Source organism: Halostella sp. PRR32, from assembly GCF_034808085.1.
GTDB lineage: Archaea > Halobacteriota > Halobacteria > Halobacteriales > Natronoarchaeaceae > Halostella > Halostella pelagica.
Map to the genome: position 1 here is coordinate 1 of NZ_JAXHGL010000137.1, position 268 is coordinate 268.

Consider the following 268-nt stretch of genomic DNA (forward strand, 5'->3'; position numbering starts at 1 on the left):
GTTGAGATGGCGGAACAAACGGAGTGTCCGGTCTGGAGGCCGGGGTCGTGCGAGGGAACGTCGTCGTGTCCGCCGCGATGCCCGCGGTTCGTCGCGCCCGACGGGACCGCGTACGTGGTGTACCGGTTCGACGACTGTCCGGGATGGGTGACGGCGGAGCTGTCGGCCGTCACCGACCTGGAGCCGGCGGTCGCAGAGGGGCTCGTTGTCGTTCGCGGGGAGGACGTGCTCGCGTGGGCGGCCGGCGGGGAGTCGCTGGTCGACGACC

General features: G+C 71.6%; 1 pseudogene. It reads left to right on the top strand.

Annotated features, from left to right (window positions below):
• Positions 1–6 precede the first annotated feature (6 nt).
• Positions 7–268 (top strand): annotated as a pseudogene (locus tag SM753_RS20665) (hypothetical protein); the annotation flags it as partial.